Here is a 24,429-nt window from a genome sequence, read left to right as displayed (position 1 = left end):
GTAGTTTTTCGATCCATCATTCAGTCCTATGGAATCAATTTAGTGGCTTTTGCCTTTTCAGCTGTGCGCTGGATCCGATTTCCTATTGGTTTCTTTAAAACCAGTGCAATAAGAAAGCTAACACCAACAAAAACAAGAAGAGCTAAAAAGTCTTGGATTACAATTTTATTTATCATCCCACCAACTGTTTCCCTAAGCATACTAACACCATAAGTAAAGGGCATAAAAGGATTCAAGGTTTGAAAAAACGTTGACGTCACGCTCACGGGAAATGTTGCCCCTGAGCTGGAGATTTGCAGGACCAACAAAATAATGGCCAGTCCTTTCCCAATATTGCCAAACACGGAACACAGCGAATAGATGATTATCATAAATACCATGCTGATAAAGATACAAAGCAAAACAAACCAGCCTTTGTCCACCACATAGGTATGAATTAAAAATAAATCTCCTAAAGAAACAATGATAGCTTGTATAATCCCGATTGTTAAAAAGGTGAATAATCTTCCCAAATAAAGCTGATAGTCCCTATATCGATTATCCGGATTATCCACATCCACCCTAATGGAGGCTACAAGGAGCGTAGCCCCTACCCACAAGGCCAGCATCGTATAAAATGGCGACATCGCTGAGCCATAATTCGGAATAGGAAAAATTCGCTTAGTTTTTAATAGAACCGGATTGGACAAAAAATTACTTTCTTTACTAGGATCATGCTTTAAAAATTGAATCAAATCGTAGATATTGATACTGCTTTTAAACTTTCTGATTCTGTCAGCAGCCGTCCTTACTTTTTCTTCAAAACCCGGTAAGTCATTTCTTGAGAGGTTAGCTGCTTTATGTATCACCTTTTCAACTTCAGGAAGCTTTGTTCGAACGAGGTCAGCTGCTTTTCGAATATCCGACTCCAGTCCAGGTAATTCGTTCCGGACAAAATCCGCCGCCCTATGGATTTTTTGTTCAATCGTTGGTAATTCAGTTTTTACAAATGAAGCTGCTGTGTTAATTCCACCTACTACTTGATTTACTTTTTGCTCAAGGTCTACTCGTGCTGCTTGAACATCCTGATGGATTTTTACTAATTCATCATACACTTGATTCAATTTTGCTTGGTTTGCTGAGGTATCTGCCCCGTTTGCAGCCTTCGCTTGATCAATAGCTTCCTTAATCCGAGTTTCTACTTCTGAAAGGTTCGATATCACATCTTCAACTAACGAGGATACTCTCTGAATATCGGTAATTCTATTTTGAAGGGCGAGCACCTTGTCACCGGCTTCCTTAACAAGCGGTAATTTTGCTTCCACCTTTAAAATACTTTCTCCAGCTTGATTTAATTCCGGTATTCTTTTCTCCAGTTCAATAATTTGCTGTCCCTTCTTGTGAATCTCCGGTAGTTTTCCTTCAAGCTCAATTGCTTTTTTCCCCATTGCGTCAATTAACGGAAGTGCTTTTTCCAGTGCAAATATTTGTTTTTCCACATCCAGAATCGAGGGCAACTCTTTTTCAAGTTCCACTCCTGCCTTATAAAAGCCTGAAAAAATGGCATCCCCAACGGTTTTGATAAAAGCTTGGCTAATTTGAGCTGTCACACCGGAAGCACCAGAGCTGGTTATTTTCGGTGCAACCGCATTAATTTTTTCATTAACCCCAAAAATAATTTTCGGTTTTTGAGGATTTGCTGCGATGATACTTGTGATGTTTTTCGAAAAAGTCTTTGGAATGATTAGATATGCGTAATAATCACCTTCCTCCACCCCTCTCTTGGCTTCTCGGGAGTTTACAAATACCCAGCCAAGTTTATGATTCTTTTTTAAATTCGCTATTGTTTCATTTCCTACATTTATATTTTTCCCACGGAGTACAGCACCTGCATCCTCATTCGCGACGGCCACTTGAATTCCTGAAGTATTCCCGTATGGGTTCCACATCGACTTGATATTAAACCAAGCATACATAGAAGGCAGGATCATAAGTCCTACAACTAATAAAGTAACAGATGGAACACCGAATATTTTTTTCCAATCATTTATGTAAATGTGCCAAATTTTGCCCATTTCAGGAACACCTCTTGCATAATCTTTCCTCTTATCATTAGAAATTCCGCAATCTTTATGCTCCAAAATAAAAAAACAGGGCCTAAACGACAGCCCTGTAACGAAAATAGTTATTCTTTTTTTAATTATCCTACCTTCTCTTCTGTTATTGTATTATCCGGGTTTTTAAATTTAAAAATGGAAATCACAACTAACACTGCCAAAACAACGAGACAAGTAATAATACTGACACGATTTTGTGCATTTAATACAAATATCACGGATATTATGCTTAACGTAACAACAGTAATCGATGTGATATATGGGAAACCCCATAATTTAAAGCTCGGATTCTTCGGATAGGTTTTGCGAAGTTTTAACTGCGCCAAACAAATACTAATCCACACCAAAGATACAACAAAGCCCGGAACCGCCATTAATAACATAAAAACTTGATCCTGAGCAACATAGGCAATCATCGAACCACCGATTAAGACCACAGCACTTAGCATTAAGCTATATAACGGAACACCTTTTTTTGTTACAAAAGAGAAGGCTTTTGGTGCTTCCCCTTCAACTGCCAAAGAATGGAGCATTCGCGTACAGCCATAAATACCAGAATTTGCTGCAGATAAAACTGCAGTAATTAAAATAAAGTTCATCAGATGAGCTGATCCCTGCATCCCCGTCATGGATAATACTTGGACAAAAGGACTTGAATGGTCACTTATTTTATCCCAAGGAATTAAACCGCAAATGACAAGAATCGGAAGCGTATAAAACAAAATAATGCGCCAAATAAAACTTTTAATGACTTTAGGTAAAATACGCTCTGCATCTTTTACTTCCGTAACGGTTACCCCTATTAGCTCCGAGCCTCCGTACGAAAACATAACGATTAACAGCGCTGAAAAGATGGACATCCAGCCTTTAGGAAAAAATCCGCCATGTTCTGTAAAATTTTGCAGATAGTTCGCTTGATTACTAGGGATGATTCCAAAAAGAATGCAAGCTCCCAAAATAATAAAAACGATAATCATGGTAATTTTAATGCCCGCAAACCAAAATTCAAACTCCCCATAATTTTTAACATTCATCATGTTAATGCCAATAACGAGAAGAGCACATGCCAAACTTAATTCCCAAAGCGGAATCGATGGCAGCCAATATTGCAGAAAGCTCCCCGCAACCACAATTTCAATAACACAAACGGCCAGCCACATGAAACAATACATCCAGCCAACGACGAAGGAGGCACGCTTACCGAAGGCTTTCTGAACAAAGCCTTTCATATTTGTATTTGGATAGACGATTGCCATTTCTGCTATCGCTCCCATCACAACTAGAAGCAACAGCCCCGCGAATACATAAGTTAAAATAACTCCCGGTCCCGCTAATGATACGGTTTCCGCGCTCCCTTTAAAGATCCCGGTTCCGATTGCTCCCCCCATTGCCATCAAACTTATGTGTCGCGGGAGTAACTTTTTTTGCAATGATGCAGATTTCAAACATATTCCTCCTTCATTCTATCTAACCAATTGATTCATGCCTTATATATTACCATGTTATTGTATTTTCGTAGAATAATTTTCTTAAGCGAGTTCGATTGGCCATAATTTTGGGTTTTCGATCAATTGTTTAAAGCGGTTGGTAAAAGCAACAGCTGTACCACCGTCAGCCACTCGATGATCAAACGCCATCGACATGGTCATGATGGAGCGGATTGCAATTTCATCATTTTCCACGACAACTGGCATTTTCTTTGTTTTATGAAAAGCGATTAATCCTGTTTCAGGATAATTAATAATCGGAGTTGCACCAATACTTCCCAATGGACCAACATTGCTGATAGTAAAGGTGCCGCCTTTCATTTCAGCAGACGTCAGCTTGTTCTCTTGCGCTTTTTTTGTTAACTCTTTCAATTTGTCATGTATTTCACGAACCGTTAATCGGTCGGCATGATGAATGACAGGAACAATTAAACCGTCTTCTGTATCAGTAGCAATTCCGATATTATATTCTTTTTCAAGACGAATCACTTCATTTTCTTCATCCAGCTTCGCATTGAAAACAGGGAATTGTTTTAATGCCACGGCAATCGCTTTGATAAAAAAGGCAGCAGCTGAGATATTAATTCCCATTTCTTTTAAATCGTTCCGGTAGGCAAGCAGTTCGGTTAAATCGGCCTCTTCAAAATGAGTTACATGCGGAATAGTATAAAGGGACTGGGTCATTTTCTTTGCAATCTGCTTGCGACGCCCTCTAAATGGAAGCACTTCTACATTTGTTTCTTTTTTATTTTGAATTTCCTGACTCGGGATTTCCAGTTCTGTTGTTTGTTCAGTCGTTTTCACAGAAGTTGCCTTCATTTTTTCAGGAGACTGAATCATGTCACGCTTTTTAACAAAATTGTATACATCTTCAACAGTGATGCGCCCGCTTGTTCCCGTACCTGTTATTTCATTAATATTTACCCCAAACTCGCGGGCAATTTTCCTTGTATACGGTGCCGCCATAATGAAGAGTTTTTCCCCTTTTTGCGTTGAAGCATCAGTTGGAAGTGGATGTGTTGACATCTCTACCTTTTTAGGCAATGCTTCTTCAGCTTTTATTTCCATTGCAGGTTCCACTGCTTTTACCTCTTCCGATTCTAGAACAAGAAGCGTCGTACCAACAGACACCGTGGTGCCATCATGGACAACAATTTCCTTTACTTTACCTGATGCGGGAGAAGGAAGCTCCGCCACCATCTTATCTGTTTGCACCTCAACTAGAGGTTGATCCACCTTCACAGCATCCCCCACTTTGACAAAATAGTGGATGATTTCTCCCTCTGTCATTCCCTCACCAATATCATGAAGTTTTACTTCAACCAAAGTTTTCCCCTCCTAAAAATGAATAACTTTTTCAATTGCTTTCAATACTCGCTTTGGTGTTGGCAGATAATGTTCCTCCAATGCGAATAATGGAACTGGAACATCGAATCCCGTTACACGCTCAACTGGAGATTTCATGAAGAGAAACGAGGTATCATTTATGATGGAGACAATATCATTGCCGACTCCGCCTGTTTCATGGGCTTCATGAACAATCACCGCACGTCCTGTTTTTTGAACAGATTCCGCGATGATGTCTTTATCCATTGGATATAACGTACGCAAATCAATAACATCACAAGTAATCCCTTGATTTTCAGCCTGTTCAGCTGCTTTCATTGTTACCGGAACCATCGCTCCCCAAGAAATAAGTGTCACATCATTACCTTCTTTAAGCTTTTTCCCTTTTCCGATTTCAACAGTGTATTTTCCTTCCGGCACTTCTTCTCGTTGAGCACGATAAATTCGCATCGATTCTAAAAATAAGACTGGATCCGGGTCTTCAATGGCAGCAATCAGCAGTCCCTTTGCATCGTAAGCAGAAGACGGGCAAACCACTTTTATTCCGGGCATATGTGCAAATAATGCTTCCATACTGTCACAGTGAACTTCGGGGGCGCGGATACCAGCACCGTATGGAGCCCGAATAACCATTGGAACCGAGTATTTGCCCATTGTTCGCATTCGAATGCGTGACACATGTGTCATGATTTGCTCAAACGCGGGGTAGATAAATCCAAGGAACTGCATTTCTGCAACGGGTTTAAAACCATTAACCGCCATTCCAATAGAGGCACCAATAATGCCTGCTTCTGAGAGAGGTGTATCCATCACACGGTCTTCCCCAAATTGTTCCAGCAAACCTTCGGTGGCGCGGAAAACTCCCCCATTTTTACCGATATCTTCGCCAAGCAACAGCACCTGTTCATCTTCTTTTAACATTGTGCGCAGCCCATCTGTTACTGCTTGAACCAGCGTAAGCTGATTCGTTTTAACCGCAGATTGTTCTAACGGTCTCTCCAAAGTCATAATCATCACGCTTCCCTCCCGATTAATTGAAGATACTGTTCTTTTTGCTTCGCAATCGTCCAAGTCGGCTTTTCAAACACATTATCGAATAAATCATGGATATTTGGTTTCGGAAAACTCTCCATATCCTTTACCGCTTTCTCTATTTCGCTTGCCGTTTCTTCTTTGATTTTCTGTACCCATTCCTCATCCCAGAAGCCGTTTAATTTCATAAAACGCTCTACACGAAGGAGAGGGTCCCGCTGCTCCCGGATCATATCACTTTCTGCTTGATTACGGTATTTCGCAGGGTCATCTGCTGTAGTATGGGCACCATATCTCCATGTGATGGCTTCGATTAACGTTGGTCCGCCCCCAAAGCGACCACGGTCAAGGCTTTCCCTTGTTTGGAAATAGACTGCAAAGATATCGTTTCCATCGACACGGACACCTGGCATATCATAGGCAACTGCCTTTTGAGCAATCGTTTTCGAATTCATTTGTTTTTCAATCGGCACAGAAATTGCAAAGCCGTTATTTTGATTAAAGAAGATAACCGGCGCTTGAAACACACTGGCAAAGTTCAATCCTTCATGGAAATCGCCCTCTGAAGTGGCTCCATCGCCAAAATAAGCAATCGCTGCATTCTTCGTGCCTTTTCTTTTTTCCGCCATTGCCGCGCCAGCTGCATGGGGAATTTGTGTGGCAATCGGTACGGCTGGTGGGAAAATCTTTTTCCCTTCTTCAGGAACACAACCCTCAACACGGCCATTCCAATATAAAAACGTGCGAGCCAAACCGGCACCAAAGGTGATGGTAGCCCCGTGGTCACGGTATGTTGGGAAAACCCAGTCGTCCTTTTCAAGCGCTAATGCACTTCCGACCTGAGAGGCTTCCTGCCCCTCAAACGGTGCATAGGTTCCAAGTCTGCCTTGCCGCTGCAAACTTATAGCTTTACGGTCAAAGGTACGAATTCGAACCATATTGTAGTAGAATTTTTTCACAAGCTCCTCTGTAAGTAGATCTTTATACTCCTGTTTCTGTAATTGGCCGTTTTCATCGATAATTTGAAAGATTGGAAATTCTTTTGACATCTTTTCACCTCATTAAAAAAATTATTTACGGATAGCCCATTTTGGACGTTTTGTATGGGTAAAAAAGCTATTCTGCTTTTTTCGGTCTTCCATTCGTTTTTCACAAAAACGGTTTGCAGCCTGAATCGTTGTGATGTCATCTAATTCCGCCTGTCTGTAAACTTCCAATAAAGAGGTATATATCGAGTAAGTTTTTGCCAACACACGCTCTTTATTATAGCCATACAATTCATCTGCTACTTGAATTAAGCCGCCTGCATTTACGATATAATCAGGAGCATAAATAATCTCTTTTTGTTTTAATGCTTCCCCGTGTTTTTCCGAAAGAAGCTGATTGTTAGCAGAGCCCACCACTGCTTTTACCTTCAATTGTTCGATCGTTTCATCGTTAATAATTCCACCGTAAGCACATGGAACAAATACATCGGCATTTGCAGAGTACACTTCATCTCCACTTATCCGGCGAACGATGCCCCCTAATTGTTTGGCTCTTTCTTGAATGGACAATACAGCTTCTTCATTGATATCGCTTACATAAAGATCAGCACCTGCTTCCAGCAATTGTTCGGCTACTTTATAGCCTACTTTTCCCAAGCCTTGGATGGTGTAAGTTTTACCGGAAAGATCATCCGTGCCAAATACAACTTTATTCGTTGCTTTTAAACCATAAATAACCCCGAGGGCCGTTGGAATCGATGAATCACCGCCGCCACCGTAAGCTTCAGGGATTCCTACAATACAATTGGTCTCTTTTGCCGCATGGATAAAGTCATCCATTGAAGTCCCCATATCTGTACCTGTATAAAAACGGCCCCCTAAAGAATCAACAAACTGTCCAAAGGCTCTAAACATCGCCGGTGTTTTATCTTTTGCCGGGTCACCGATGATTACCGCTTTTCCTCCGCCAAAATCCACATCGGAAGCTGCACATTTATAGGTCATTCCTTTGGATAAACGCAGTGCATCTTCCAATGCCTCATCCATTGAACGATAAGGTCGCATACGGCATCCACCCAGTGCAGGACCAAGTGTGGTATTATGAATGGCAATAATCGCTTTCAACCCACTTTTAGTGTCATTGCAAAAAACAATTTGCTCATGTTCGTTCATTTTTTCAATCACGGTATCCGTTGTTTGCAAAGATTGTTCAATCATGTTCATTTCATTTTCCTCCATTATCATTATGAGTATAGTGAAAACTATTCGAAAAAAATTTTCCTACTATAATAAGAATCTCTTTTATTCAGCTGATCTTGGTAACGGTTACATTATTTTTAAATGCTTATACCAAGCCGGAAATCTATAAAGCTGAATTTTAATTTTTAATATTAAAAATATTATGTTTCTATTAAATAATAAGGTATAATGAAAACGAATTATATAACAATCCGCATAAGTTTCATGTGGTTGGCAATCTATTTTGCATAATTTTTTTGGTATTTTACTTCATTTTGAAAGGAGAATTATTCAATGGATCAATTAGACAGTCGTCTTATTGAACTTCTTCAAATGGATGGACGTATCACATTAAGTGAATTATCGAAGAAATTATCCCTTAGCCGTCCAAGCATTACAGAGCGTTTGAAACGGCTCCAGGAGAGGGAGATTATAGAAGGATTTGGAGCAAGAGTTTCTCCAAAAGCCATTGGGAGAGATGTAATCGTTTTCATCCAGGTTAGTGAAATGAAGATACTTTCATATACAGATTTTGAGAATTGGATTATGAATGATCCCGATATCATCGAGTGCCACCGGTTAACCGGCGCTGTCAGCTATTTACTGAAAGCTGCCGTACCAGGGATGGACCATCTTAGTAATTTAATTGATCGGCTAACCCCATATGGAAATGTCAATACATCCATCGTATTATCATCACCGGTCTCATTCCGATGCATTACCCCAAATTCCATTGAGCAATCATAATGGAAATAATTTTTCCACAAAGTCAGTTTTTTGCTAGATAGTGAGAATTTCAACTCTTTTATTTAAAAATAGGGAGAATTGCATAACCTATATTCTCCCTTTTCCATACATTTACGCCTATTAATTTATTTTTTGAAAACCCTTTCATAACCCCTTGAATTATCAGAATAAAACAAATATAATATGGTTACTACTACATATATGTTGTTTTTTCATATGGCTGTGTTAAACTTATCCGTTGATTTCCGATACAAGCACTTCGCTTTCCTCAAGGTTAAAAAATCAACAATGTCATTTAACACAACCATTCATATAAAAAAGAGTGCTCCTTAAATGGAACACTCCCGGATTATTCATTTCATGATTTAGTTGGAACGCTCTGCAAGCCAGCCGCCAATGGTAGGATACGTGATCTTTGAAGCTTGACTGCCAAACGTAATGGATGTATGCCCAACAGGCAAATTTTTATATTGCTTATCTTTACTGGATATTGCGTCCATCAATGCTTCAACCATATGAGGTTGGGCAATAAGATCACTTTTACCAGCAAGGTTTAGAACATTCGCTTTAATATTCTGTAATTCAACTTTGCGGCCACGAATCACAAGCTCGCCGTTAATTAATCTGTTCTTTTGATAGAAGTCTCTAATCCACTGTCGATAGGCCTCACCTGGGAACGGAATACCGTCATTTAGCCATTTTTGCAGCAGTTTAAAGCTTTTTACAAACCTATCATTATCTGAACGATCAACGAGACTGATATATGGCCCGTAGAAATTGGACATTGGCTTAATCAGTTTGTTTCCAAAGTCGATCATTTCAGGTGGAATAATTCCAAGTGTATCTACTACTTTATCAATATCAAAATAGCGCTCATCGAGCATGGCACCATAAAGTCCTGAATCTTCAAAGTTAAATGGACTTGTCATAAATACAAGGTTACGGATTGGCAATTCAGGGTGTAATGCCGCAAAAACGGATGTCATCGTTCCGCCCATGCAATAGCCAAGGATGGAGACTTCGTCAACCTTTGATGTTCTCATTACTTTTTTAACAGCGCGCGGGATATAGTCCATAATGAAATCATCTAGTTTCATATTCCTGTCTTCATAACCAAATGTTCCCCAATCAATCATGTAAACATCAAAACCTTGATTAACTAGATATTCAACTAAACTGCCGCCCTTTGTTAAATCTAAAATATATGGTTTGTTAATTAAAGCATATACCATAAGAAGTGGAACTTTATGCTTTTTCGGTGAATCAGAAATAAAACGGTAAAGCTTCGTCTTGTTCTTTGTCCAAATTACTTCCTTTGGTGTCGGACCTACTTCCGGTTCAGCTTCAGTTGTTAACACTTCTGTCGCCCTTTTTACACGATTAAACACCTGTTGATATTCATCAGGAACCATTTTGGCATACTCTTCCCATTCTTTTCTGGCTAAAATGCTAATGGGTACTCACTCCTTACATCTTTTATTCAGTCTATAAAATATATCTTTAGGACAAAGTGTTCATGACACTTACATGTAAAGTCCGCCGTTAATATTTAATTGTTGTCCTGTAATATAGCCACCGTCTTGACATAGGAATACAACACCACGGCCAATTTCTTGTGGAGTTCCTAAACGTTTTTGTGGAATCTTAGAAACAATCCCTTCGAGAACTTTCTCAGGAATCGCTTGAACCATTTCAGTACCAATAAATCCTGGGCAGATTGCATTTACGGTTACATTAGTTTTTGCTAATTCAAGAGCAAGTGATTTCGTATAACCAATTAAACCAGCTTTAGCTGCTGCATAGTTTGTTTGACCGAATCCCCCAGCCTGACCAATAATGGATGAGATGTTAATGATACGGCCTGCATCTGATTCAGTTAGGTGTGGAAGGGCAGGTGATGTTGTATTGAATACACTGTTTAAGTTCACATCGATGACTTTTCTCCAGTCTTCTTCACTAAGCTTTTTAAACGTACTGTCACGTGTAATTCCTGCATTATTTACAAGAATATCTAATTTGCCAAACTTCTCCACCGCTGCTTGAACAAGAAGAGCTGCTTCATCACTTTTTGAAACATCGGCTTGAACCGCAATAGCTTCTACGCCAAATTCTTGGATTTCTGCAACCATTTTTTCAGCTAATTCTGGACGGCTAACATAGTTAAGAACGATATTTGCGCCTTGTTTCGCTAATTCTAATGCAATCGCTGACCCAATTCCTCTGCTTCCACCTGTTACGATTGCTACTTTGTTTTTTAATTCAGTCATTTTCTTTTCCTCCTGATGTAAAGTTAGTTTAGTATTTTCATAACATTTCTAGGTATTTATGTACCCCGGATTATTTTGAAGAAGTTTCCGGTAATTTAAGCGCTGCCAGTATTTGATTAAGCTTAGTATCAAGATTTTTCATATCTTTTTTGATTCCAGCCAATTCGCGTTGATAACTTGCAGGGTCAACTGCTTTGTCTGTTGCTTCTTCCAATAATTCTTCTAAATTATCAACTTTTGCATCCACATTCACAATCAATGAGGATAAATTTGCGAGATCATTACGAGAAGGAATATTTACAAATTCTAAATACTTTTCTGTACTCTCATCAATCATTTTTTTAAACATAAGATTCATTTCTAATACCTGGGCTATCCCTTTGGATGGAAAATCCTCTTTTACCTTATCGTCAAAAAAACTGCTGGATTTTGAATATAAATCCTTCCACATTTCATAAATATTGGTTTCAGAACTCATGATTTTTCCTCCTTTTTCGTTTTGGACATATTTATCATACTAGTAACTTGGAAAGAAATGAAGATAAAATATTAGAAATTGTCATAAAATATTACTGCTTTTTTTGACAAAATTCTACATGAATCGCGATTCATATTTGTTTTTTTAAAAAAATTTCCCCTAAGTGTAAATTACACTTATAGAAACCTTTGACAAAATGAATCCATAGGTGTAAATTACACTTATAGATTATATTTTTTGGAGTGATATGATTTGACCATCCATCAAAATGAATCTGAAAAGGCTGCTGCGAATCAAGATCGCACGATGAATACAATGCCAAAAAACTTAATGGTCCCTTTTCTCCTATTAAGTTTACAAAATGTAAATTTACATGGTTATAAGTTAATTCAAGAACTTGCACAGTTTGGATTTGCAACTATTGACCAAGGCAATGTGTATCGAATATTAAGGCAGCTTGAAAAAGATCAATTAGTCCATTCTGAATGGGATACAACAACTGAAGGACCGGCAAAACGGATTTATTCTATTACAAAAGCCGGAGAAGATTATTTGAAAACATGTTTTACAACTCTTGAACAGTATCAATCCATGATCAATCGCTTTTTTAACATTTACATGGATATGCTTCTGCCCTCATCTCGTAAACTACAAGAGGATACAGAAGATAATTAATTGTAATTTTTCTCAATTCAAGTCAGTAACACTGCAGTCAATAACTGCAATGATTATAAAATTGGAGGTTTTTCACATGGCACAAAATGTAAAAAAACAAGAAACAGTTCGTTTCGGAGAATCACTTTTTAACACTTGGGTAAATAGTTTGGACAGAGTCTCCAATGCACAAAAGGAATTGGAAGAATTATTTCTTCAGTCTCTAGAAAAACAAAAAGCGAATCTGGAAAAAATGACAGACGATGTAACACTTATTCAAGAAGAACAAAAGAAATTATTTAATGAACTTCGCGAAAATGCAAAGTTTAACTTACAAAAGAACTTTGGTCCTTCAGCAGGTCAAGTTTACGAACAATGGAATGTACAATTGGATGAAGTTTCAAACCGTGCATTACAATTAATCGAAACACCATATAAAGAAAGTTTAAAATTAATAAATCAGTCTCAAGAGCGTTTCCAAGAAACAGTAAAAAATGGAATTTCTCAACAGCAAAAGGTCCGCGATGAAATTACAGAACAAATTAAGGCTTCCCAGAAAGTTCTTTTTGAAATTTTTGAAACAAATTCAAAAGCTGCTTTTGCTCTTTTCAAGTAAAATAGAAAAATTGGTTTTAGAACAGAGGATATTCCTCTGTTCTTTTTTACTGATTTTGGGAATAGTATGAATATTGAAAATTGTGTTGGCTTGCCATGGTCTCAATTCCTGTATTTTCTTATAACCCTTATTCGACATGACCTTTTGAAAATCAGCAAACGAAATTTTAACTAGAGGTGGGGAAATTTTGAAATTTACTGGGAAAGTTGTGTTAATTACTGGGGGCGCACAGGGCATTGGTAAAGAAACAGCAAAGCAATTTCTACGTAAAGGAGCAAACGTGGTCATCTGTGATTACAATGAATCTTCTGGCAGAGAAGCACTTGAAGAGCTTCAATCTGAAAACGTTACCTTTTTTAAAGTAGATGTAACAGACAGTTCTCAAATTCAGGATATGGTTCAATCAACAGTCGCAAAACATGGGCGGATTGATGTTTTAATTAATAACGCTGGAATCACAATGGATGGATTTCTTACAAAAATGAAGGAAAGCGATTGGGAAAAGGTTATTAATGTGAACCTATCCGGGGTTTTTAAGTGCACAAAGGCCGTTGCCCCGATTATGCTTAACCAGGGGTCCGGAGTCATCCTGAATGCATCTTCTGTCGTAGGTTTATACGGGAATATCGGTCAAACAAACTATGCTGCCACAAAAGCCGGAGTCATTGGCCTAACAAAGAGCTGGGCAAAAGAATTTGGTCCTAAGGGTATTAGAGTGAATGCAGTTGCACCGGGTTTCATTGAAACCGGTATGACGGCCGCCGTACCGGATAAAGTCCTAAACTTCATGAAGGAAAAAACCCCTCTTAGGAAAATTGGAAAACCAGAAGATATTGCTGCTGCTTATCTGTTTTTAGCTTCCGATCAAGCAGGATACATTAATGGAACGATTTTAAGTGTTGATGGCGGTTTAGTGATTTAAACAAAAGTAATCCATGGTCCATTCACATAGAGGTAAATTCGGGGAAACATTTTCATGTTTCTCCTTTTCTTTCGAATAAATTACAACAAGTTTCGACATCTTCTTACAAAATTCCATAAAGATTTTTTAATTGCCATACTTCTTCAATTTAAATAAACAGTTGCTTCTACCTCTTATTCATATAAAATGAATGAATCCTCATTTATTAAAAAACGCTAAATTTGTCGAATAATAATTCAAAAAATTATGGTTTTTTTACGGTATTATTTTAAGGGGGTCTTGAGAATACATAATTTTTTTAAGGGAGGAAAATAAAATGTCAACAAATGAAGTTGTAATCGTAAGTGCTGTAAGAACCGCAATTGGAAGTTTTCTTGGAGGTTTAAAAAACGTCCCAGTCACTCAACTAGGAGCGACTGTAATCAAAGAAGCTATTCAAAAAGCAGGAATTACTGCAAATGATGTTGATGAAGTCATCATGGGGAACGTATTACAAGCAGGAGCTGGCCAAAATCCAGCGAGACAAGCTTCCCTTGCAGCAGGAGTCCCGCAAGAAGCACCAGCAACATCCATTAATAAAGTCTGTGGATCAGGATTAAAAGCTGTTCATCTGGCAACACAAGCAATTCTAGCAGGAGATGCTGAAATTGTTGTTGCAGGCGGAATGGAAAACATGAGTCAGGCTCCTTACCTTCTAAAAGGCGGACGCGATGGATTTAAAATGGGCGATCAGAAGGTTGTCGACAGTATGGTCGCAGACGGCTTATGGTGTGCTGAAAATAACTACCATATGGGAATCACTGCAGAAAATCTTGCAGAAAAATATGAAATCACTCGTCAAGAACAGGATGAATTCTCAGCTGCAAGCCAACAAAAAGCACAAGCAGCAATTGAATCCAACCGTTTTGCCGATGAGATTGTTCCTGTGGAAGTTCCTGGACGTAAAGGTCAAGTAACCTTATTCAGTCAAGATGAGTTCCCTCGATTTGATACGACTGCAGAAAGTTTAGGAAAACTTCGCGCTGCATTCAAAAAAGATGGTACTGTTACTGCAGGAAATGCTTCAGGTATTAACGATGGAGCTGCAGCATTCGTTGTGATGAGCCGCAAAAAAGCTGAGGAATTAGGAATTAAACCATTAGTATCGATTAAAGCCAATGCAACTGCAGGCGTAGACCCAAGTATTATGGGGATCGGTCCTGTTCCGGCTGTTAAAAAAGCACTTGAAAAAGCATCTATTTCATTAGAAGATGTAGATTTAATTGAAGCAAACGAAGCATTTGCTGCTCAATCAATCGCAGTAGACCGCGAGCTTCAATTCAATAAAGAAAAATTAAACGTAAATGGCGGCGCTATTTCTCTTGGCCACCCAATTGGTGCGAGCGGAGCAAGAATCCTTGTTTCGTTAATTCACGAAATGAACAAAAGAGATACCCGCTACGGTCTAGCCACACTTTGTGTCGGCGGAGGCCAAGGTGTTGCAACAATCGTCGAAAAAGCCTAATGAAACCAAAACGAGACTACCTGTTAGGGAGTCTCGTTTTTTATTTCAAAGGAAATACAATTATTTAAAAAATTCAAAAATCCGTCACCATCTTCCCTTCTATTTTTAGTGAGATGGGATTATAAATAAAGTAAAGGGTGAAAACATGCTTTGCCCTTTGCAATAAAAAAAGGGGGTGATTACCATGTCAATGGCTGATTACGATGATATTTATCAAATTTGTTGCAACTTTGATCCAGCTGAACAATTGAGGAGTAAGAAAAAAAATGAAGTTAATCAGTTAGCGACTGAAGAAGTTACAGATTCTTTATTACCATGTTCAGAAGATTGGTGGGAGGTTATTGAAAAAGACATTCTTGAAGAGGAAAAAAAAATATTCGTATAAAAATACATTTGAAACGGCAGGTAAAATAAATGAATGATCTGATCACTTAATCCCTTGTTTGTTCCATTCTTGGAAATGAACAAACAAGGGATATCATAAATAATAGTTACATAGGGATATTCCTCTTCCGGAAAATATTGCTTTAAACTGGAGGGGGACTGTCCCTTCTACTTATTTAATCAATAATTCCTGACTTACAGCGAAAGAAGCTTCTGTGTTTTTGATAACTTCTTCTACTGTTATGCCAGATTGTGTTTCGACAAGAACCATTCCTTCCGGTGCGAAATCAAAAACAGCCAAATCTGTAATTAAGCGGTGAACCACTTGTTTTCCTGTTAAAGGGAGGGAACAGGTTTTTTTAATTTTAGATTCCCCTTTTTTATTGACATGTTCCATTACGACAACTACCCTTTTGGCCCCATTCACTAAGTCCATGGCGCCGCCCATTCCTTTAACCATCTTCCCCGGAATCACCCAGTTGGCTAAGTCACCTTGTTCGGAAACCTCCATTCCGCCTAAGATGGCAAGATCGATGTGGCCTCCACGAATCATTGCGAAAGATTCGGCACTATCAAAAAAGGATGCTCCATTAACGGTCGTAACTGTTTCTTTTCCTGCATTAATTAAATCCGGATCTTCACTCCCTTCCAGCGGATAAGGTCCAATCCCTAATAATCCGTTTTCTGATTGAAGCAAGACATTATAATCTTGCGGAATTTCATTGGCAATCAAGGTGGGGATGCCAATTCCAAGATTAACATTCATTCCGTCCTGAATTTCTTGAACAGCTCTTTTAACAATCAACGAGCGTGCATTACTCATCGTTTTTCTCTCCTTTCTACTATGAAACTAGGCATTAATTACTGTCCGCTTCTCAATTCTCTTTTCATAGTTTTCACCAAGCAAGAGCCTTTGTACATAGATTCCTGGAGTATGAATCTGATCCGGGTTTAACTCTCCGGCCTCCACGATCTCCTCTACCTCTGCAATTGTCACCCTTCCAGCCATTGCAGCAAGCGGATTAAAGTTACGCGCTGTTTTTTGATAGCTGAGATTCCCGAGCGGATCCGCTTTCCATGCTTTTACAAGAGCAAAGTCCCCTATGATTCCCTCTTCTAAAATATAATTTTTACCATTAAATACCTTATGTTCCTTCCCTTCGGCTATCGCTGTTCCTACTCCTGTTGCTGTGTAAAAGCCAGGTATTCCTGCACCGCCAGCACGGATTCGTTCAGCCAATGTCCCTTGTGGAACGAGTTCTACCTCCAGCTCTCCGCTTAAAAACTGCTTTTCAAATATCTTGTTTTCCCCTACATAAGAAGAGATCATTTTCTTAATTTGCTTGTTTGCTAGTAAAAGACCAAGCCCCCAATCATCTACCCCGCAATTATTACTGACGATGGTTAAATCCTTTGTTCCTTTATCACGTAATGCGATAATGGATTTTTCTGGAATACCGCATAGCCCAAAGCCGCCAACAATAATGGTAGCTCCATCGGGAATATCCTGAATGGCCTGAGTAAACGAGTCAACGATTTTTCCCTTTTTCAAAGAAATACCCCCTTATTAATTGCTAAACTAGGTTTCTATTAAAATTTATACTGGATAAACCGCATGCTTCCGCTCAGAGAATTGCATATACTTTGAGGAATATGCGTCAAAACGATTGACAAGTTCCTCACGTAATGAATTACCAGTGATAATCCCATCAATAATCATTTCGGAAGCCAGGCGATAAATATCAATATCTTCCTTATATTCTTCACGCTTCTGTTGTATAAAGGACGCCTTCTCTTCATCTGGCAGTCGCTCAATTTTATTAGAATAAACCGCATTAACAGCAGCCTCCGGCCCCATTACAGCAATTTGAGCTGTAGGCAGTGCAAGACAGCAATCCGGTTCAAAGGCGGGGCCTGCCATCGCATAAAGTCCTGCGCCATAGGCTTTACGAACAATGACTGAAATCTTTGGTACGGTCGCTTCTGCCATCGCCGAAATCATTTTTGCCCCATGACGGATAATTCCTGCCCTTTCTACCTTCGTTCCAATCATAAAACCAGGGACATCCACGAGGAAAAGAATAGGAATATGGAAAGCATCACATAGATTAATAAACTTTGCTGCTTTATCAGCCGTATCGTGGAACAGCACTCCGCCTTTCACCCTTGGCTGATTGGCAATAATCCCGATTGGTTTTCCGTTAATTCGGGAAAGGCCGGTGATCAATTCTGCAGCAAAAAGCTTCTTAATTTCAAAAAATGAGCCTTCATCAATAATGCGATCAATCAAATCATACATATTAAAAGGAGTATTTTGGTTTGTCGGAATAAGCTCTTCAATTGTTTTTTCAAATGATTTCGGTAACAATGCCTCCCTCGCTGGCGGTTTCTCTGAGAAATTTGCAGGAAAATAAGATAAATATTTTCGGGCCATTTCAATTGCGTCTTCTTCCGTTTTTGTCAAAAGATCTCCGCAGCCAGAAACCGAACAGTGCATCCGTGCTCCGCCCATTTCTTCAAGTGTAACCTTTTCCCCAATCACCATTTCCGCCATCCGTGGTGACCCGAGATACATGGAGGCATTTTTATCGACCATAATCACAATGTCACAAAATGCCGGGATATACGCTCCTCCCGCGGCCGAAGGTCCAAATAGTACACAGACCTGTGGAATCTTCCCGGATAATTTCACTTGATTATAAAAAATCCGGCCAGCCCCGCGGCGTCCAGGAAACATTTCCACTTGATCAGTAATCCGAGCACCGGCAGAATCGACAAGATAAATTAATGGAACTCTTAGTTTTTCAGCTGTTTCTTGGATGCGAATGATTTTTTCAACTGTCCGTGAACCCCAGGAACCGGCTTTAATGGTAGAATCATTCGCCATAACACAAACGGTTTGACCATTTATTTTACCAATAGCCGTAACAACCCCATCCGCAGCCAGATCCTCTGCCATACAATTAGCAAATGCCCCATCTTCCAGGACAAAATCCTTGTCAAACAATAGCTTTAAGCGCTCACGAACAAAGAGTTTTCCTTGCTCGCTGTTTTTTTCGTGGTATTTTGGCGCTCCGCCTTTATAAATCTTTTCAAGTCGTTCTTGTAATGTACGATTCTCTGAATAAACTTCTGTTGTCATTAAGTGATCCTCCATTTCATTTCTAGCTCGGATATTACTCCCCTTTGTAGACAGGTTTTCGCTTTTCTTTAAAAGCCTGAAGTCCTTCCAAACGATCCTTTGTAGGGATTGTGACCTCATAAGCATTTTGCTCGATTGAAAGCCCTGTTGCTAAATCCACATCGTATCCTTTATCAATCGCAAATTTAGCCTGACGAATAGCAATCGGTCCATTCTTAACAATTTGACCGGCAATTTCAAGTGCCTTATCTAACAGGGATTCTGGACGTTCTACATATTCGACCAAGCCAATTTCCTTTGCTTCCTTAGCATCGATACGTCTAGCCGTATAAATCAACTCTTTCGCTCTTCCTTTTCCCACCAGCCTTGGGAGGCGCTGCGTGCCGCCTGCACCAGGAATGATTCCGAGTGAAGTTTCTGTCAGACCAAAATTAGCTGTTTCGGAGGCAATTCGAATATCGCAGGCTAAGGCAAGTTCCGTTCCACCGCCAAACGCCGCTCCATTTACAGCAGCAATTACTGGTTGCGGTAAGGTTTCAAGACTATTTACACACTCCCTAATCAACGAAACTGTTTTTTTCACCATCTGGGCATCCATTCCCGCCCGTTCCTTTAAATCAGCACCAGCACAAAATGCTTTTTCTCCTGCCCCGGTTATGATCACACAACGTACAGCCGAGTCAAATTTACAAGATTCAAGAATCGTTTTTAATTCTTCCAATAGATTAGTAGATAGTGCGTTGGCGGCCTCAGGACGATTTAAGGAAATAACAACAATTCCATCCTCCCGTGTTGAAACCTTTACAGCTTGGTCCATATCTTTCACCTCTTTCGTTCAGTTACATGCTTGAAGATTGCGACTAGGTAAACTTCTTCCTATTTTTTTTTGAATAAAGCTTCCTGCCCCAAGTAGTTTTTCTAAGTTGACGCCCGTTTCAATTCCCATATTATTTAGCATGTATATAACATCTTCCGTTGCCACATTTCCTGAAGCACCCGGTGCATAAGGGCAGCCGCCTAATCCCCCTGTAGAAGAGTCGAAGGTGGTAATCCCCATGTCTAATGCCGCTAAAATATTCGCTACGGCAGTTCCATGTGTATCATGAAAATGCAGTGCCAATTTTTCAATCGGGAAGCGGTTTAAAAGAACATTTAAAACCTCTTGAACTTGCTTAGGGTTTGCCACGCCAATTGTATCTCCCAGTGACAATTCCTGAATGCCCATTTCAAATAAATGCTCTGAAACCCGAATGACCTGATCAATCGCGACCTGCCCTTCATAAGGACAGCCAAAAACAGTTGAAACATAACCGCGTACAGACTTTCCTCCTGATAGTGCCTCTTTAACCACTTCTCGCAAAACAGGAAAAGTGTCATCAATGGATTTGTTAATATTTTTATGATTATGTGTTTCACTTGCTGACATAAAAACGGCCACATCATCTACGTTTCCTTCTAAGGCACCCTCCAGCCCCCGAAGGTTTGGGACGAGAGCAGTATAGGTGATACCTGGCACGCGTTCAATTCCTTTCGCCACTTCCAGCGAATCGGCAAGCGCTGGAATCCACTTTGGATTCACAAACGAAGTAATTTCTATATGCTTTAGTCCTGTTTGCGACAATTGATTAATCCAGTTGATTTTATCCTCCGTTGAAAGAAATGTCTGCTCGTTTTGCAGCCCATCTCTTGGTCCAACTTCTTTAATGGTTACATGCGCTGGCCAATTCATGATCACATCTCCCTAAATGGTTTATTCCACTTCGATTAAAACATCTTCTTCATTTACAAAGTCGCCTTCATTTATTTTTACTTCCTTTACCGTTCCACTAAATTCAGCCGTAATCGGAATCTCCATCTTCATCGATTCCAGAATGATAACATCCTGTCCTTCCTCTACTTTATCACCTGGTTGAACTAATACCTTCCAGATATTCCCTGCCATCACTGCAACAATTTTATTCATTTATAAACCCTCCTGTGTTATTTCTTAACTGATTTTTTATTTTCCTGCAGATACTTTTCAACAAAATTTGTGGTCGTGTCACCGGAAACGTATGCATCATGCTCCACTACTTTTTGAAGCATCGGGATATTGGTTTTTATGCCTTCAACTTCATAGTGGGATAAGGCATTCTTTAAGACTTCAATTGCCTCAGCACGATCCTTGCCCTTTACAACCAGTTTAGCAATCATCGGGTCGTAAAACGGGGTTACGACTGACAGCTCACCCACTCCCAATTCATGACGGATGCCCGGTCCTTCCGGTAAAACAAATTTGGTGATTTTCCCCGGAGATGGGAAGAAAGTTTTTGGGTCCTCCGCATAGATTCGGACTTCAATCGCATGCCCATCCCGTTTAATGTCCGTTTGTTTAAATGGTAAAGATTCACCCCATGCGATTCGAAGCTGTTCTGCTACCAGGTCCAACCCGGTAATTTCCTCTGTTACAGGATGTTCCACCTGCAGTCTGGTATTTACTTCCAAGAAGTAAAAATTCTTGTCTTCATCCACTAAAAATTCAATGGTACCCGCATTTTTATAACCGATGGATTTGGCAGCTTTTACTGCAGCTTCCCCCATTTTGCTTCGGGTCACTTCATCTAAAAATGGAGATGGTGCTTCTTCAACGACTTTTTGATGGCGGCGTTGAATGGAACATTCCCGTTCCCATAAATAAACCGTATTGCCATGCGAGTCAGCGAGAATCTGAATTTCAATATGTCGAGGGTTTTCAACATACTTTTCAATAAACATTTCACCGTTTCCAAAGAAACTGACGGCTCGTTTCTGGTTACCCTCAAAGGCTTTTCTAATTTCTTCTTCGCTGCGAACAATCTGCATACCAATGCCGCCACCGCCTGCAGATGCTTTCAGCATTACGGGATAACCAATAATCCTTGCGGTTTCTACTGCTTCTTCTTCATCATCTAAAGGAGAAGTAATCCCTGGAACAACTGGAACACCGGCAATCTCCATTAATTTCCTTGCCTCGATTTTGCTGCCCATTTTGGAAATAACTTCAGGAGAAGGGCCAATAAAGACGATACCTTCTTCCTCACAGCGGCGGGCAAATTCTGCATTCTCTGAAAGAAGTCCATATCCCGGATGAATGGCTTCGGCCCCGGAATGGCGTGCGATTTCGATGATTTTATCGATATTCAAGTAACTTTCAGATACCTTTGCCTCCCCCAGTAAAAAAGCCTCATCTGCCGCCTTCACATGAAGGGAGTCCTTATCCGCTTCAGAGTAGACCGCAACGGTTTGGATCCCCAATGATTTACATGTTCGGATTACGCGTCCGGCAATTTCACCACGGTTGGCAATTAATACTTTTTTGAACATATCTTTCCTCCCTTTCTAACATCCTTAAGAGAATATGTAAAAAACTAATCCTTAATATTAATACATTCATACAATTATCTTGTTCTACTTATCTAGTATAATTGGAACCAGTCATTGCCGATCATGTTCCTGACAAATGACTGGATCTAATTTATAATTATTTAACTAATGATTTTTCAGCAACTATTTTTTGTATTTGTGCAACAGTTGATGGGTCTTCAAGTCCTGTAATGTCTCCCAATACTTTTCCTGTTACAACAATTTCTTTTAATAAACGGCGCATAATTTTTCCACTTACAGTTTTGGGTAACATATTGGTAAAAATTATTTCTTTTGGACTGGCAATCTTACCAATTTGTTGTATAATATTTTCATTTATCCGTTCTTTTAACTCTTCGGTACCTTCAAAACCATCAGCCAGACGGACAAATACTAAAGGAACCTCCCCTTTTATTTCATCGGGAATCCCGATGATTGCGCATTCAGAAACACCCTCACATTCAAGTACAGCACTTTCCATTTCCATCGTACTTAACCGATGTCCCGCTACATTAAATGCGTCATCAGAACGGCCAACCACCCATATATATCCATCATTATCTATCAATGCTAGGTCGCTTGCATAATAGCTTCCTTCCACTTGGCTAAAATAAGATCCGTAATATCGCTCCGGTTCTTTCCATAGGGTACGGCACAGCATAGGAAATGGTTTTCTAATCACTAGGTTTCCTAACTGACAAGGTTTAACCGAATTGCCTTCTTCATCAACAACATCAAAAACAGCGCCTAAAAATTGAGTACCTGATGAGCCCGGTTTCATTGGTGTCAGCCAGGCTGCACCTGCAATAGGAGATCCCGCAGTTTCGGTTTGCCCCCAAGTATTATTGATATATACCTTCTTCTTTCCTAAAACTTCATATGTCCAATGCCATGTTTCAGGATCGAAAGGTTCTCCCACAAGAGAAATAACATCAAGACATGATAAATCAAATTGCTCTAATGGTTTTTCTCCCATACTTTTTAACATTCGTAATGCAGTTGGGGCGGTAAATAATTTATTCACCCGGTATTTTTCAATAATTTGATAAAAACGATCCTTAGTTGGATAATCAACTGCTCCTTCATAGATAACAGTTGTTACACCATTCGCTAAAGCACCTGTAATTCCCCAAATATGCATCGTTAACCAGCCGATATCAGCAGTACACCAGAAAACATCATCATTGTGGTGATCCATATGATATTTGGCATATGTGTAATTTTGAGTGACAAAAGCCATCCCGGAATGCACGACACCTTTTGGTTTACCTGTCGTACCACTTGTATAAAACACAATACCGCTCTCATTTGCTTCTATTCTCTCAGGTTCACAAACAATACTTGCTGCTTTTGTCTCTTCATGCCACCAGTAATCCCGGCCATCTTTCATTTGAATCTCTGTACCTAATCGGTTTACAACAATGACAGCTTTGACAGATGGAATCGATGGTACAACATTATCGACTTTTTCTTTTAAACGAATGACTTTACCCCTTCGTTCGGTTGCATCTGCAGTGACCAATACTTTTGGTTCAAAACTGATGAGGCGGTCTGTCAATGATTTTTCGGAATAACCTGAGAAAATCGTATTGTAAATGGCACCAATTCGAAAACAAGCTAAAACGGCAATAAAGGCTTCGGCCAGATTCGGAAGATAAATAGCTACGCAATCACCTTTTTTTACACCAAATGATTTAAGAACATTTGCAAATCGATTTACTTCAGCAAGAAGCATATTATACGTGTAAAACTTGGTATCCCCGTTTTCGCCTTCCCAAATGAGAGCGGTCCGGTTTCCTGCCCCATTTTCTATATGCCGATCAAGCAAATTTATACTCGGATTACTAATACCGCCGACAAAAAAACGAAAATCAGGGAGTTGTCCACTAATGGTTTCATTCCATGGTTCATACCAAACAAGTTCACGGGCTGCATGATCCCAAAAGGCAGCAGGATCTTCTTGGGATTGTTTAAGTAGTTCTTGAAAAGCAACGCTACTCCCAATAGAGGTTGAACGTATTTTTTCTTCTTTTGGATAAACGAGTTTGCTATTTGAAACCACTTGTAAAATTCCACTAATATCCATGTATTTGCTCCTTTAATAATTTTTATTTAAGGCTCTTTTCGTAAACTTTGTTGCTTTTGGA

23 protein-coding genes are annotated in these 24,429 nt (G+C 39.6%); 6 read left to right on the top strand and 17 right to left on the bottom strand.

What is annotated here, in order from left to right:
• Positions 1 to 26: 26 nt before the first annotated feature.
• From BIV60_RS21255 to BIV60_RS21230, 6 genes are all read right to left on the bottom strand, one after another.
• Complete coding sequence (locus BIV60_RS21255) at positions 27 to 2,054, bottom strand: YhgE/Pip domain-containing protein (protein ID WP_071357720.1); 2,028 nt, start codon at positions 2,052 to 2,054, stop codon at positions 27 to 29.
• 125 nt (positions 2,055 to 2,179) lie between these two features.
• Positions 2,180 to 3,490, bottom strand: a complete 1,311-nt coding sequence (locus tag BIV60_RS21250) for an amino acid permease (RefSeq protein ID WP_071357767.1) — start codon at positions 3,488 to 3,490, stop codon at positions 2,180 to 2,182.
• A 135-nt stretch (positions 3,491 to 3,625) separates the two neighbouring features.
• Positions 3,626 to 4,909, bottom strand: a complete 1,284-nt coding sequence (locus BIV60_RS21245) for a dihydrolipoamide acetyltransferase family protein (RefSeq protein WP_083402377.1) — start codon at positions 4,907 to 4,909, stop codon at positions 3,626 to 3,628.
• 12 nt (positions 4,910 to 4,921) lie between these two features.
• A complete protein-coding gene (locus BIV60_RS21240; RefSeq protein ID WP_071357765.1) occupies positions 4,922 to 5,938 on the bottom strand; it encodes an alpha-ketoacid dehydrogenase subunit beta in 1,017 nt (338 codons plus the stop codon).
• 5 nt (positions 5,939 to 5,943) lie between these two features.
• A complete protein-coding gene (gene pdhA, locus BIV60_RS21235) occupies positions 5,944 to 7,011 on the bottom strand; it encodes a pyruvate dehydrogenase (acetyl-transferring) E1 component subunit alpha (RefSeq protein ID WP_071357719.1) in 1,068 nt (355 codons plus the stop codon).
• A gap of 21 nt (positions 7,012 to 7,032) precedes the next feature.
• A complete protein-coding gene (locus tag BIV60_RS21230) occupies positions 7,033 to 8,172 on the bottom strand; it encodes a Leu/Phe/Val dehydrogenase (protein ID WP_071357718.1) in 1,140 nt (379 codons plus the stop codon).
• A 309-nt stretch (positions 8,173 to 8,481) separates the two neighbouring features.
• Here BIV60_RS21230 and BIV60_RS21225 point away from each other — a divergent pair, with 309 nt between their 5' ends.
• Positions 8,482 to 8,934, top strand: a complete 453-nt coding sequence (locus tag BIV60_RS21225) for an Lrp/AsnC family transcriptional regulator (protein ID WP_071357717.1) — start codon at positions 8,482 to 8,484, stop codon at positions 8,932 to 8,934.
• Positions 8,935 to 9,299: 365 nt separating this feature from the next.
• Here the strand turns inward: BIV60_RS21225 and phaC are convergent, their stop codons facing one another.
• The 3 genes from phaC to BIV60_RS21210 form a co-directional block, all read right to left on the bottom strand.
• Positions 9,300 to 10,346, bottom strand: a complete 1,047-nt coding sequence (gene phaC / locus BIV60_RS21220; protein ID WP_071357716.1) for a class III poly(R)-hydroxyalkanoic acid synthase subunit PhaC — start codon at positions 10,344 to 10,346, stop codon at positions 9,300 to 9,302.
• Positions 10,347 to 10,457: 111 nt separating this feature from the next.
• A complete protein-coding gene (phbB, locus tag BIV60_RS21215; RefSeq protein WP_071357715.1) occupies positions 10,458 to 11,201 on the bottom strand; it encodes an acetoacetyl-CoA reductase in 744 nt (247 codons plus the stop codon).
• A gap of 70 nt (positions 11,202 to 11,271) precedes the next feature.
• Entirely contained in the window at positions 11,272 to 11,679 is a 408-nt protein-coding gene (locus BIV60_RS21210) for a hypothetical protein (RefSeq protein WP_071357714.1), read from the bottom strand.
• 258 nt (positions 11,680 to 11,937) lie between these two features.
• Between BIV60_RS21210 and phaQ the strand changes: the two genes are divergently transcribed.
• The 5 genes from phaQ (at position 11,938) to BIV60_RS21185 (ending at position 15,760) form a co-directional block, all read left to right on the top strand.
• A complete protein-coding gene (gene phaQ, locus BIV60_RS21205) occupies positions 11,938 to 12,354 on the top strand; it encodes a poly-beta-hydroxybutyrate-responsive repressor (protein WP_071357764.1) in 417 nt (138 codons plus the stop codon).
• A 76-nt stretch (positions 12,355 to 12,430) separates the two neighbouring features.
• Positions 12,431 to 12,949 (top strand): hypothetical protein, encoded by a 519-nt coding sequence (locus BIV60_RS21200; protein ID WP_071357713.1) that lies wholly within the window; start codon positions 12,431 to 12,433, stop codon positions 12,947 to 12,949.
• A gap of 187 nt (positions 12,950 to 13,136) precedes the next feature.
• Positions 13,137 to 13,871 carry a 3-oxoacyl-ACP reductase FabG gene (fabG, locus tag BIV60_RS21195; protein ID WP_071357712.1) on the top strand — a complete coding sequence of 245 codons (735 nt, stop codon included), beginning with the start codon at positions 13,137 to 13,139 and terminating at the stop codon, positions 13,869 to 13,871.
• A gap of 316 nt (positions 13,872 to 14,187) precedes the next feature.
• Complete coding sequence (locus tag BIV60_RS21190) at positions 14,188 to 15,375, top strand: acetyl-CoA C-acetyltransferase (RefSeq protein WP_071357711.1); 1,188 nt, start codon at positions 14,188 to 14,190, stop codon at positions 15,373 to 15,375.
• A 184-nt stretch (positions 15,376 to 15,559) separates the two neighbouring features.
• Positions 15,560 to 15,760: a hypothetical protein gene (locus BIV60_RS21185; protein ID WP_071357710.1), complete on the top strand. Its 201-nt coding sequence runs from the start codon at positions 15,560 to 15,562 to the stop codon at positions 15,758 to 15,760.
• A gap of 171 nt (positions 15,761 to 15,931) precedes the next feature.
• On the opposite strand, the gene BIV60_RS21180 is transcribed toward BIV60_RS21185, so the two are convergent.
• The 8 genes from BIV60_RS21180 to BIV60_RS21145 form a co-directional block, all read right to left on the bottom strand.
• Complete coding sequence (locus tag BIV60_RS21180) at positions 15,932 to 16,582, bottom strand: 3-oxoacid CoA-transferase subunit B (RefSeq protein WP_071357709.1); 651 nt, start codon at positions 16,580 to 16,582, stop codon at positions 15,932 to 15,934.
• Positions 16,583 to 16,609: 27 nt separating this feature from the next.
• Positions 16,610 to 17,296: a CoA transferase subunit A gene (locus BIV60_RS21175; RefSeq protein ID WP_371261575.1), complete on the bottom strand. Its 687-nt coding sequence runs from the start codon at positions 17,294 to 17,296 to the stop codon at positions 16,610 to 16,612.
• 60 nt (positions 17,297 to 17,356) lie between these two features.
• Positions 17,357 to 18,901, bottom strand: a complete 1,545-nt coding sequence (locus BIV60_RS21170; protein ID WP_071357707.1) for an acyl-CoA carboxylase subunit beta — start codon at positions 18,899 to 18,901, stop codon at positions 17,357 to 17,359.
• Between the two features lie 34 nt (positions 18,902 to 18,935).
• A complete protein-coding gene (locus BIV60_RS21165; protein WP_071357706.1) occupies positions 18,936 to 19,718 on the bottom strand; it encodes an enoyl-CoA hydratase in 783 nt (260 codons plus the stop codon).
• Positions 19,719 to 19,736: 18 nt separating this feature from the next.
• Entirely contained in the window at positions 19,737 to 20,630 is an 894-nt protein-coding gene (locus tag BIV60_RS21160; protein WP_071357705.1) for a hydroxymethylglutaryl-CoA lyase, read from the bottom strand.
• Positions 20,631 to 20,651: 21 nt separating this feature from the next.
• Positions 20,652 to 20,864 (bottom strand): acetyl-CoA carboxylase biotin carboxyl carrier protein subunit, encoded by a 213-nt coding sequence (locus BIV60_RS21155; RefSeq protein WP_071357704.1) that lies wholly within the window; start codon positions 20,862 to 20,864, stop codon positions 20,652 to 20,654.
• A gap of 17 nt (positions 20,865 to 20,881) precedes the next feature.
• Positions 20,882 to 22,243 carry an acetyl-CoA carboxylase biotin carboxylase subunit gene (gene accC, locus BIV60_RS21150; RefSeq protein WP_071357703.1) on the bottom strand — a complete coding sequence of 454 codons (1,362 nt, stop codon included), beginning with the start codon at positions 22,241 to 22,243 and terminating at the stop codon, positions 20,882 to 20,884.
• Between the two features lie 157 nt (positions 22,244 to 22,400).
• Positions 22,401 to 24,368: an acetate--CoA ligase gene (locus tag BIV60_RS21145; protein ID WP_071357702.1), complete on the bottom strand. Its 1,968-nt coding sequence runs from the start codon at positions 24,366 to 24,368 to the stop codon at positions 22,401 to 22,403.
• Positions 24,369 to 24,429: the final 61 nt, after the last annotated feature.

This window comes from Bacillus sp. MUM 116, from assembly GCF_001866655.1.
Taxonomy (GTDB): Bacteria; Bacillota; Bacilli; order Bacillales; family Cytobacillaceae; genus Neobacillus.
The sequence above is the reverse complement of the archived record's forward strand: the minus strand, read 5'-3'. Positions and strand labels throughout refer to the sequence as shown.

Excerpts from the sequence above, each read along its gene's own strand:
- BIV60_RS21255 (WP_071357720.1), bottom strand. The coding sequence starts at position 2,054 with ATGGGCAAAATTTGGCACATTTACATAAATGATTGGAAAAAAATATTC.
- BIV60_RS21170 (WP_071357707.1), bottom strand. The coding sequence starts at position 18,901 with ATGACAACAGAAGTTTATTCAGAGAATCGTACATTACAAGAACGACTT.
- BIV60_RS21145 (WP_071357702.1), bottom strand. The coding sequence starts at position 24,368 with ATGGATATTAGTGGAATTTTACAAGTGGTTTCAAATAGCAAACTCGTT.
- BIV60_RS21155 (WP_071357704.1), bottom strand. The coding sequence starts at position 20,864 with ATGAATAAAATTGTTGCAGTGATGGCAGGGAATATCTGGAAGGTATTA.
- BIV60_RS21190 (WP_071357711.1), top strand. The coding sequence starts at position 14,188 with ATGTCAACAAATGAAGTTGTAATCGTAAGTGCTGTAAGAACCGCAATT.
- phaC (WP_071357716.1), bottom strand. The coding sequence starts at position 10,346 with ATGGTTCCTGATGAATATCAACAGGTGTTTAATCGTGTAAAAAGGGCG.
- BIV60_RS21180 (WP_071357709.1), bottom strand. The coding sequence starts at position 16,582 with ATGAGTAATGCACGCTCGTTGATTGTTAAAAGAGCTGTTCAAGAAATT.
- phbB (WP_071357715.1), bottom strand. The coding sequence starts at position 11,201 with ATGACTGAATTAAAAAACAAAGTAGCAATCGTAACAGGTGGAAGCAGA.
- BIV60_RS21160 (WP_071357705.1), bottom strand. The coding sequence starts at position 20,630 with ATGAATTGGCCAGCGCATGTAACCATTAAAGAAGTTGGACCAAGAGAT.
- BIV60_RS21210 (WP_071357714.1), bottom strand. The coding sequence starts at position 11,679 with ATGAGTTCTGAAACCAATATTTATGAAATGTGGAAGGATTTATATTCA.
- BIV60_RS21225 (WP_071357717.1), top strand. The coding sequence starts at position 8,482 with ATGGATCAATTAGACAGTCGTCTTATTGAACTTCTTCAAATGGATGGA.
- pdhA (WP_071357719.1), bottom strand. The coding sequence starts at position 7,011 with ATGTCAAAAGAATTTCCAATCTTTCAAATTATCGATGAAAACGGCCAA.
- BIV60_RS21200 (WP_071357713.1), top strand. The coding sequence starts at position 12,431 with ATGGCACAAAATGTAAAAAAACAAGAAACAGTTCGTTTCGGAGAATCA.
- BIV60_RS21240 (WP_071357765.1), bottom strand. The coding sequence starts at position 5,938 with ATGACTTTGGAGAGACCGTTAGAACAATCTGCGGTTAAAACGAATCAG.
- BIV60_RS21250 (WP_071357767.1), bottom strand. The coding sequence starts at position 3,490 with ATGGCAATGGGGGGAGCAATCGGAACCGGGATCTTTAAAGGGAGCGCG.
- BIV60_RS21230 (WP_071357718.1), bottom strand. The coding sequence starts at position 8,172 with ATGAACATGATTGAACAATCTTTGCAAACAACGGATACCGTGATTGAA.
- accC (WP_071357703.1), bottom strand. The coding sequence starts at position 22,243 with ATGTTCAAAAAAGTATTAATTGCCAACCGTGGTGAAATTGCCGGACGC.
- BIV60_RS21165 (WP_071357706.1), bottom strand. The coding sequence starts at position 19,718 with ATGGACCAAGCTGTAAAGGTTTCAACACGGGAGGATGGAATTGTTGTT.
- BIV60_RS21185 (WP_071357710.1), top strand. The coding sequence starts at position 15,560 with ATGTCAATGGCTGATTACGATGATATTTATCAAATTTGTTGCAACTTT.